The 8,230-nt window shown below is 47.0% G+C and carries 9 protein-coding genes; 3 read left to right on the top strand and 6 right to left on the bottom strand.

All coding sequences use genetic code 11. The annotated features are described in order from the left end of the window. Window positions 1-22 precede the first annotated feature (22 nt). The gene (locus HMPREF2551_RS01805; RefSeq protein WP_070836907.1) at window positions 23-1,204 is read right to left on the bottom strand and encodes an efflux RND transporter periplasmic adaptor subunit; all 1,182 of its coding nucleotides are present in this window, start codon (window positions 1,202-1,204) and stop codon (window positions 23-25) included. A 289-nt stretch (window positions 1,205-1,493) separates the two neighbouring features. Between HMPREF2551_RS01805 and HMPREF2551_RS01810 the strand changes: the two genes are divergently transcribed. Next, on the top strand, window positions 1,494-1,916 hold the full coding sequence (locus HMPREF2551_RS01810) for a type IV pilin protein (RefSeq protein ID WP_070836908.1): 423 nt from the start codon (window positions 1,494-1,496) through the stop codon (window positions 1,914-1,916). 117 nt (window positions 1,917-2,033) lie between these two features. Here the strand turns inward: HMPREF2551_RS01810 and nusB are convergent, their stop codons facing one another. The 3 genes from nusB to HMPREF2551_RS01825 all read right to left on the bottom strand — a co-directional run bounded on the left by nusB (window position 2,034) and on the right by HMPREF2551_RS01825 (window position 3,480). Continuing rightward, complete coding sequence (nusB, locus tag HMPREF2551_RS01815; protein ID WP_004519698.1) at window positions 2,034-2,462, bottom strand: transcription antitermination factor NusB; 429 nt, start codon at window positions 2,460-2,462, stop codon at window positions 2,034-2,036. A gap of 121 nt (window positions 2,463-2,583) precedes the next feature. Beyond that, complete coding sequence (ribH, locus tag HMPREF2551_RS01820; RefSeq protein ID WP_003748562.1) at window positions 2,584-3,063, bottom strand: 6,7-dimethyl-8-ribityllumazine synthase; 480 nt, start codon at window positions 3,061-3,063, stop codon at window positions 2,584-2,586. Between the two features lie 93 nt (window positions 3,064-3,156). Next, window positions 3,157-3,480 carry a DUF2185 domain-containing protein gene (locus tag HMPREF2551_RS01825; protein WP_070836920.1) on the bottom strand — a complete coding sequence of 108 codons (324 nt, stop codon included), beginning with the start codon at window positions 3,478-3,480 and terminating at the stop codon, window positions 3,157-3,159. 254 nt (window positions 3,481-3,734) lie between these two features. Here HMPREF2551_RS01825 and rnc point away from each other — a divergent pair, with 254 nt between their 5' ends. Then, window positions 3,735-4,454 carry a ribonuclease III gene (rnc, locus tag HMPREF2551_RS01830; protein ID WP_070836909.1) on the top strand — a complete coding sequence of 240 codons (720 nt, stop codon included), beginning with the start codon at window positions 3,735-3,737 and terminating at the stop codon, window positions 4,452-4,454. 64 nt (window positions 4,455-4,518) lie between these two features. Further along, window positions 4,519-5,448 carry a GTPase Era gene (era, locus tag HMPREF2551_RS01835; protein WP_070836910.1) on the top strand — a complete coding sequence of 310 codons (930 nt, stop codon included), beginning with the start codon at window positions 4,519-4,521 and terminating at the stop codon, window positions 5,446-5,448. Window positions 5,449-5,505: 57 nt separating this feature from the next. On the opposite strand, the gene coaBC is transcribed toward era, so the two are convergent. Next, window positions 5,506-6,684: a bifunctional phosphopantothenoylcysteine decarboxylase/phosphopantothenate--cysteine ligase CoaBC gene (gene coaBC, locus HMPREF2551_RS01840; protein ID WP_070836911.1), complete on the bottom strand. Its 1,179-nt coding sequence runs from the start codon at window positions 6,682-6,684 to the stop codon at window positions 5,506-5,508. A gap of 45 nt (window positions 6,685-6,729) precedes the next feature. Continuing rightward, window positions 6,730-7,959: a tetratricopeptide repeat protein gene (locus tag HMPREF2551_RS01845; RefSeq protein WP_070836912.1), complete on the bottom strand. Its 1,230-nt coding sequence runs from the start codon at window positions 7,957-7,959 to the stop codon at window positions 6,730-6,732. Window positions 7,960-8,230 lie beyond the last annotated feature (271 nt).

Below are 8,230 nucleotides of genomic sequence, written 5' to 3' on the forward strand. Positions count from 1 at the left end.
CCTTTCAGACGGCCTTAATCAATCAGCGGGGAGGGCCGCCGCCCATCATCGCGCGTTCGCTGCTCTTATTCTTTTCATCTGCGCTCATTTCAGAAACGATCACTTTTTCGCCTTCTTTCAAGCCGCTTTTGATTTCGGTATTCATGCTGTCTTTCAAACCGACGGTTACTTCGCGTTCTACCGCTTTATTGTCTGCACCCAAAATGCTGACATAGGATTTACCGTTATGTTTTTTTACAGTCAGCGTCGGTACCAGTAAGACATTCTTCACGCCGTTGATTTCAATCGTGTTTTGAGTGGTCATGCCGATGGAAAGTTTGCCGTCGGAATTTGGCACCAAGGCGCGGGCATAGTAGTAAATTGCATTGGAAGTCGTGTCCGTGCTGCTGGTGTAGCTGCCCAAAGACATGGTGGTCAGGCCAGGGTCGACGCTGTCCAATTTCGCTTTAATCGGCGTGTCCGGTTCGGACAAAATGGTGAACGAAATATCCTGACCGGCTTTGACTTTCGTAATATCGCCTTCGGCAATCTGCATTTTGTTTAACATGGTTTCCAGATTGGCCAGCTGGATAATGGTCGGCGTAGATTGCGCCGCATTGACGGATTGGCCTTCCTCAACAGGAATGGCGACTACGGTGCCGTCCATGGTGGCGGTAATCCGCGTGTGGCCCAGTTCGGATTCGGCTGTATTGATCGAGATTTTGGATTGTTTGATGGCAGCCTTCAGTTCGGCGACATTGGCTTTGGCTGCGGCTAAAGAGTCTTGTGCAGATTCCAAATCTTCTTTGGAAGTGGCCTGTTCTTTCCATAAGGCAAGTTCGCGCTTATATTTTTTCTCCGCGCTGGAAAGTGCGATTTCGGCAGAAACCAATTTTGCTTGATAAGTTTCCAGTTTGGATTTTTCGGTATTTAAGGTATTGAGCTGATTGGTTGAGTCGATTTCTGCAATCAAATCGCCTTTTTTCACTTGTTGGCCCAGTTTCACATACAGTTTTTTAATCTGGCCTGAAGCTTCCGCGCCTACGGATACCAAATTGGAAGGCGAGATTTCGCCGGTTGCCGATACGGTTTGACGGATATCGCCGCGTTTGACCACTTCCGTAATAAAAGAAGACTGAGGCTCAGGCTTCATCAAAGACCAGCCGCCGAAAGCCGCTGCTACTACAACAGCCGTACCGGCCGCCCACTTGAAAACTTTAGACATATAAAAGGAACCAATTCAATAAAATAACGTCGCAGACAAGCAACAAATGTATTGATAGAAACAAAAAAACAACTGGATTTTACTGTAAAGGCCAAGGCCAACCAAGAGACGGTTGGCTTAAATTGAAGTTTAACTTATTGAAATAAAAAATAAAAGGATGAACATATTTTTCAGAACTTGTACCTCGTTTACATAAATTCCCAAACTTCCTCCGAATCTGAACATTTAAGCCGCAAGAAAACGACTATAATATTCATGTCTTATTCCAATTATTAACGACACAAATAAAATGAAACACCAACAAGGCTTCACGCTTATCGAGCTGTTGATAGTCGTTTTGATTGCAGCCATTCTCGCTACCATCGCCTATCCGTCTTATCAAAACTACATCCGCCAAACACGCCTCGCATCCGTCCGCACACAGATGCTGCATAATGCCCAACAACTTGAACGCTACTATACTCAAAAAAGTACTTTTGTAGGGTTTCCTACCGAAAATTTGCAGCAGAATCAATATTTCAATATTAGTTTTTCCGAAGGTACGGATTCTATGCCTAATCCTTCCGATTCAGGTTATATTTTGAAGGCTGTACCCAATAAAGAAACCAATGCCAATGAAACTTGTACCGTTTATTACAACGACAGCGGTATCATCTGGGCAAACAGCGATAAACAAAACTGCCCCGGTTATGAAATACCAAAATCGGAATAAATCGAAATATAAAAGGCCGTCTGAATTTCAGACGGCCTTTTTGATGGTTTGGCTGTATAAGCACATTAGCCTAAACAGGGTAAATATCGGTAATCCTAACCCAATGTGAAGTCAATCTTAGCCTTTGCGGCGCGGTTCGTCGGGGCGGATGCGGGAAGCCAGTTGGTCTAGGATGCCGTTGACGAATTTATGGCCATCGGTGCCGCCGAAAGTTTTGGTAACTTCGATGGCTTCGTTGATGATGACAGGATAGGGGGTTTCAGGCATGGTGCTCAGCTCATGGCAGGCAACCAGCAAAACGGCGCGTTCGATAGGGCTGAGGTCTTTCTCGTCGCGGTCAAGCAGGGGGCTGATTTTTTCCATGTATTCTTCGGCATGGGTTTGTGCGCCGAAAAACAGTTTGTTGAACAGCTCTTCATCCATATTGGGCGCTTGGGACAGTTCGCGGATGTTTTTGGCGATTTCGGGAGCGGCAGTTTTGTTGATGCCTGCTTGATAAATGGCTTGTACGGCAAGCTCGCGTGCGCGGCGGCGTGGGCTTTTCATGGGTATTCCTTGTGAAGAGGGCGCCGAGGGTTGTCGGCTGAATATTGAATGATTCAGACGGCCTCAATGTCATGATTGGGAGGCCGTCTGAAAAGATGCGGTATTCAATACGGGGAGAAGTTTATTCTTCGTCGTCTTCGTATTGTTCTGACAAAAGATGGTTGACCAAGTTGGCACATTCTACGGCAACTTTGGCGGCATCGGAGGCTTTTTCTTCGATGCGTGCGACGGCCTGTTCGTCGTTTTCGGTCGTCAGGATGGCGTTGGCGATCGGGATGTTGTAATCAAGGGCAACGCGGCTGACGCCTGCGCCGGATTCATTGGATACCAATTCAAAGTGGTAGGTTTCGCCGCGAATGACAACACCGATGGCAATCAGGGCGTCGAATTGTTCGGATGAAGCGAGGTTCATCAGCGCGATAGGCACTTCAAGCGCGCCGGGGACGGTGGCAAGCGTGATGTTGTCTTCGGCTACGCCCAATTCTTTTAAGGTGCGGCAGCAAACTTTGACCATTTCGCTGCCGATTTCGTTGGTAAAGCGGGCTTGAACGATGCCGATGCGCAAGTTGGTGCCATCGAGGCGTGGTTCGATAATGTTCATGATGATTCCTTCAATATTGGTGAAATAGGGATTCGGCTCGGTTTCAGACGGCCTGGTTAGGGGGAAGGCCGTCTGAAACGAAATGGGGATGGATTATTCTTGCGGCTGCCAATCGGCAACGGCTTGGAACTCGCCGTCTTCGTTCAGTTCCCACGCGCTGCCTTCTGCCTGAGTCAGCAGGGGCGCGATGTTGGGATTGTCTGCGGTAATGGCGGAGAGGCTGACAATGCTGAAGTTGTCGGGATTGTCGGTGTATTCGTCGGTTTCGTCGCCGCTGAAAATACGCCAGCCGCTGTCGTTTTCAAATACGGGGGCTTCGCGGTAGAGGAAGCCGACGGGTTCGCCTTGTTCGGCGACGGTGTTGGTGACGATGCAGCGGTCGAGCGCTGCGGCCAATGCTTGGACAAATTTGTTCATGGAGCTGACAAAGAGATGATTTGGCATGATTTTACACGATTCGCCGCTTTTCCGCACGGATGTGTGCAGGGGCGGTTTGATGGTACAATGTCGGTCGAGCGCCGTCAGGTTTGAACATGACGGCTTTTGATTGTTTATCGGCTTGAGGGACGCAAGAAACAATGAGCCAAAATAAAAAAGTTGCCGGTGTAGCCTTTTTATTTTGTTTCACTGCGGATGAGTCGTATTTTCGGGCTGTTTTTTGAAAGTATGGAATGAAACCTGATTTGCTCAAACAGCAGGCGCATCGAGCGATTCAAAAGTGTCTGGGCTATGAGTTCCGCGATATGGAGCTGCTTCAGCAGGCTTTGACCCACCGCAGCTACAATGCCAAACACAATGAGCGTTTTGAATTTGTCGGCGATTCGATTTTGAACTATTCCGTGGCGCGGATGTTGTTTGACGCGTTTCCGAAATTGTCGGAAGGCGAGTTGTCGCGAATGCGCGCGGCTTTGGTGAATGAAGGCGTGTTGGCTGAAATCGCGTTGGAAATGAATGTCGGCGACGGTTTGTATTTGGGTGCTGGCGAGTTGAAGAGCGGCGGTTTCAGACGGCCTTCGATTTTGGCCGACGCGATGGAGGCGATGTTTGCGGCGGTCAGCTTTGACGCTGATTTTTCTGCGGCGGAAAAAGTGGTTCGCCATTTGTTTGCGAAACGCGTGAAACGTGCGGATTTGAATATCGGCAAAAAAGACAGTAAAACCGCTTTGCAGGAAGCCTTGCAGGCACGCCGCTTTGCCCTGCCGAAATATCGAATCGAAGAGCAGGCGGAGCAGACGGCCGATGCGATGTTTGTGATTTCCTGCGATTTGGGCGAACTCGGTTTCATCTGCAATGCGCGCGGCAGCAGTCGGAAAGTGGCCGAGCAAAAAGCGGCATGTGAAGCCTTGGAATGGTTGGAACAGAAGTTCCCTTTAAAAAAATCTAAAAAATAATATTTCAGACGGCCTTTGAGAAAATGCAAAGGCCGTCTGAAACAATCAAGAAAGTCATATATAAATGGATATCGAAACCTTTTTGCAAAACGAGTCGCAACACCCGACGGATTATCGTTGCGGCTTTGTTGCCATCGTGGGTCGTCCTAATGTCGGCAAATCCACGTTGATGAACCATTTAATCGGTCAGAAAATCAGTATTACCAGTAAGAAAGCACAAACCACGCGCAACCGTGTAACCGGTATTTACACCGACGATACGGCGCAATTTGTGTTTGTCGATACGCCGGGTTTTCAAACCAATCACCGCAATGCCTTGAATGACCGTCTTAATCAAAACGTAACCGAAGCGTTGAGCGGCGTGGACGTGGTGGTTTTTGTGGTGGAAGCCATGCGCTTTACCGATGCCGACCGCGTGGTGTTGAAACAGTTGCCTAAGCATACGCCCGTGGTATTGGTGGTCAATAAAATCGATAAAGACAAAGCCAAAGACAAATTTGCGCTTGAGGCGTTTATCAATGAAGTGCGCCAAGAGTTTGAGTTTGCCGTCAGCGAGGCAGTCAGCGCGAAACATGGCCTGCGTATTGCCAATCTGCTGGAACTGCTCAAGCCGTATCTGCCGGAAAGTATCCCGATGTATCCGGAAGATATGGTGACGGACAAATCCAGCCGATTCCTGGCGATGGAGATTGTGCGCGAAAAATTGTTCCGCTATTTGGGCGAAGAGTTGCCGTATGCGATGAATGTTGAAGTGGAGCAGTTTGAGGAAGAGGAAAGCGGACTGTTCCGTATTTATATCGCGGTGTTGGTCGATAAAGACAGCCAAAAGGCGATTTTGATTGGCAAGGGTGGGGAGAAATTGAAGAAAATTTCTACTGAAGCCCGCCTTGATATGGAAAAATTGTTTGATACCAAAGTCTTCTTAAAGATTTGGGTGAAAGTGAAATCCGGTTGGGCTGACGATATTCGTTTCCTGCGCGAATTGGGTTTGTGATTTAATGTATTCAAACAGAAGGCCGTCTGAAAATTTTTCAGACGGCCTTCTGTTTGATCAAGTCAACAATTCAGCCAGGCGTTTGACGATTTCATCTGCGGCTTGGCGTTTCGATGTTTCCGGAAAGGAGGTTTCGGCAAGGTCATCAATAATGGTGATTTGATTGGTTGGCTTACCCATGGAAACAGAAACTTGGTTGGCCACCAGCATTGGAACGTTTTTGCGTAAACGTTTTGCCCGTGCAAATTCCAAAACTTGATGGCTTTCGGCAGCAAAGCCGACGCAGAACGGTGGAGAAGGCAGGGCGGCAACGGATGCGAGAATGTCTGGATTTTCCGTCAGTTCGATAACCGGAGGCTGATCGCTGTTTTTCTTCAGTTTCTCGTTGCTGCTGTTTTTGACTTTATAGTCTGCAACGGCTGCAACGGAAATAAAGACATCTTGTTCCGGAATATGGCGATGAACTGCCTGATACATGGCTTCTGCGCTGACAGCCTGTTCGGAATGAGCCAAGCCTGCTGGCAAGGCCGTCTGAATTTGACCGTAAATCAGTGTGACTTCCGCTCCGGCAGCACGGCACGCATGCGCTAAAGCCATACCCATTTGTCCGCTGGAAATATTAGTAATGCCGCGGACAGGATCGATGGCTTCAAACGTTGCGCCGGCTGTAATCAGAACTTTTTTGCCGCTCAGTAGCTTGGGTGTCCATAAATCTTCTAGCAAATCTGCCAGATCGACTGCTTCGACCATTCTACCTGTGCCTGTTTCTCCGCAAGCCTGTTCGCCACTGTTTGGGTAAAACACGGTAATGCCGTCTGAAGCCAGTTGTGCAATATTGCGCAGGTTGGCAGGGTTGTTCCACATTTCGACATTCATTGCAGGCGCAACGGCCAAAGGACATTTTCTGGCTGCGGCCAAAGTAGTCAGCAGGTTGTCGGCCAATCCGTTGGCAATTTTGGCAATCGTATTGGCAGTTGCAGGCGCAATAAGAAATGCGTCGGCTTCGCGCGTCAGGTTGATGTGTGCCATGCCATTATTGGAGGCACCTGAATAAGTATCCGATAACACGGGATTGCCGCTTAATGCTTGGAAAGTCAGCGGGGAGACAAATTCCGTCGCAGAATCCGTCATCACCACCGAAACAGAATGCCCCTGTTTTTTCAACAGTCTGACCAGTTTACAAGATTTATACGCCGCAATACCGCCGGTAATGCCGAGGAGAATGTGTTTGCTCATAAATAACGGGTTCATTAAATGAGATATATTAGGAATCAAATCAAATTAGATTTGTTCGATGTTGATTCTGGCCAGTTTTGCTTTAATCGCATTGCCATATCTCTTCGGCAAAAATGCTGAAACCACTCCGTTTTTTACTTCAGTCACATAACTGCAGACTTTAAATTCAGGAACGGCATTGAGCGAGTAGTCCGGATTGACCAAAGGCGAAGCACTGGAGTACAGCGTCCATCTTGCCAGGCTGCCGTCTTCATAATCAGTCGTTGCGTTAAAGCTGGTAACTCCTTCGCTGAAAGCGATTTGATAATTAGGGTAGAACTCGCCGGGAATTTCGTGTGCATTACAGAAATCAAATAATCTGTCATGTGCAAACAGATTCTGACGGATATAGGCCCACAATTCTTTTTCTAGAAAATCTTGGTCGGCAAAATGTCTGGAAGGGTAGCCCTTGTCGACAAAGTTCTGAATTCTTTCCTGCATATCTGGGACTGCACCCGCTTTAGCGCCCCACATACCTGCAAGAATCAGGGCAGTATGCGAGCCTGAGTCGCGAATAGTGTGGAATAGGGTGCCACTTTTTATCCATTCGGATACTGCCGCTGCATCACGATAGCAAATAATAGAATCCGCATCACGGAAAATAACGTATTCAACCTCGGGATCATTGATGGCAAGAAAGCGCCACATCGTACCCGGCCAGTTGTCCAACGGTGCGCCAACTTTAATCACTTCAGCACCGTTATTTCTAAGTCGTTGAATAGCTTCAGCCGATACAGAATCGTCGACATAAAAACGACATGTCCAACCAGGGAAAAGCACAGGCGCAAGCTGGGTATTTAAGACGGCAGGCTCAATATATTTGGAATTATTGCCAAATAAAGAAAAGGAGATAATCCGTTTGCCATTTTTTGGAGTCGGTGTCGGAATGATTTCATGTTCTAGGTCTGGGATGGCTTTATCTTTTAGAACCAAAGCCTGATGACCGTAAACCCCGGTTTTTTCCCAATTACCTAGGGCGCCATAAGCATGTGCAAGTAAATCCAAAGCAGGAATATAGGTGCTATCCAGCTCTAACGTTTTCATTTCAGCCTCAATGGCTTTTTCCCATTTCAATTGCTTCAGATAGGCATAAGCAACTTTGTGATGAAATTCGACAGATTGTGGATTGAGAAGACAAAGAATTTCGGCACGTTTAAGCGCTTCCTCGTAATTTTCCTCTTCAATAAAAGAGTGATATGCTTGTTCAAATTTTTGTTGAATCTTTTCGTTACTCATAATAGGGACTATTCTAAATTTATGATTGTTTTATTGGAGAAAGTAGAGATTGTAAGAGTAGATGGGACTAAAGCGCCAGTAATATAGAGATATAGAGTGTTTGAATGTGGCAATTAAGGGTAAAGCCGCAGGACTATTTATCTTTGGGTATCTGTTTTATCTATCGAACGATAAAATCCAATAAATTTTAAATTATTTAAATACAGATAGTTGTGAAAAATTTTTAATTTTTTTGAAATTGGGTGTTGACTGGTTTTGCTGGTAGGCGTAT

The sequence above is a fragment of the Neisseria sp. HMSC066H01 genome, assembly GCF_001837375.1.
Taxonomy (GTDB): domain Bacteria; phylum Pseudomonadota; class Gammaproteobacteria; order Burkholderiales; family Neisseriaceae; genus Neisseria.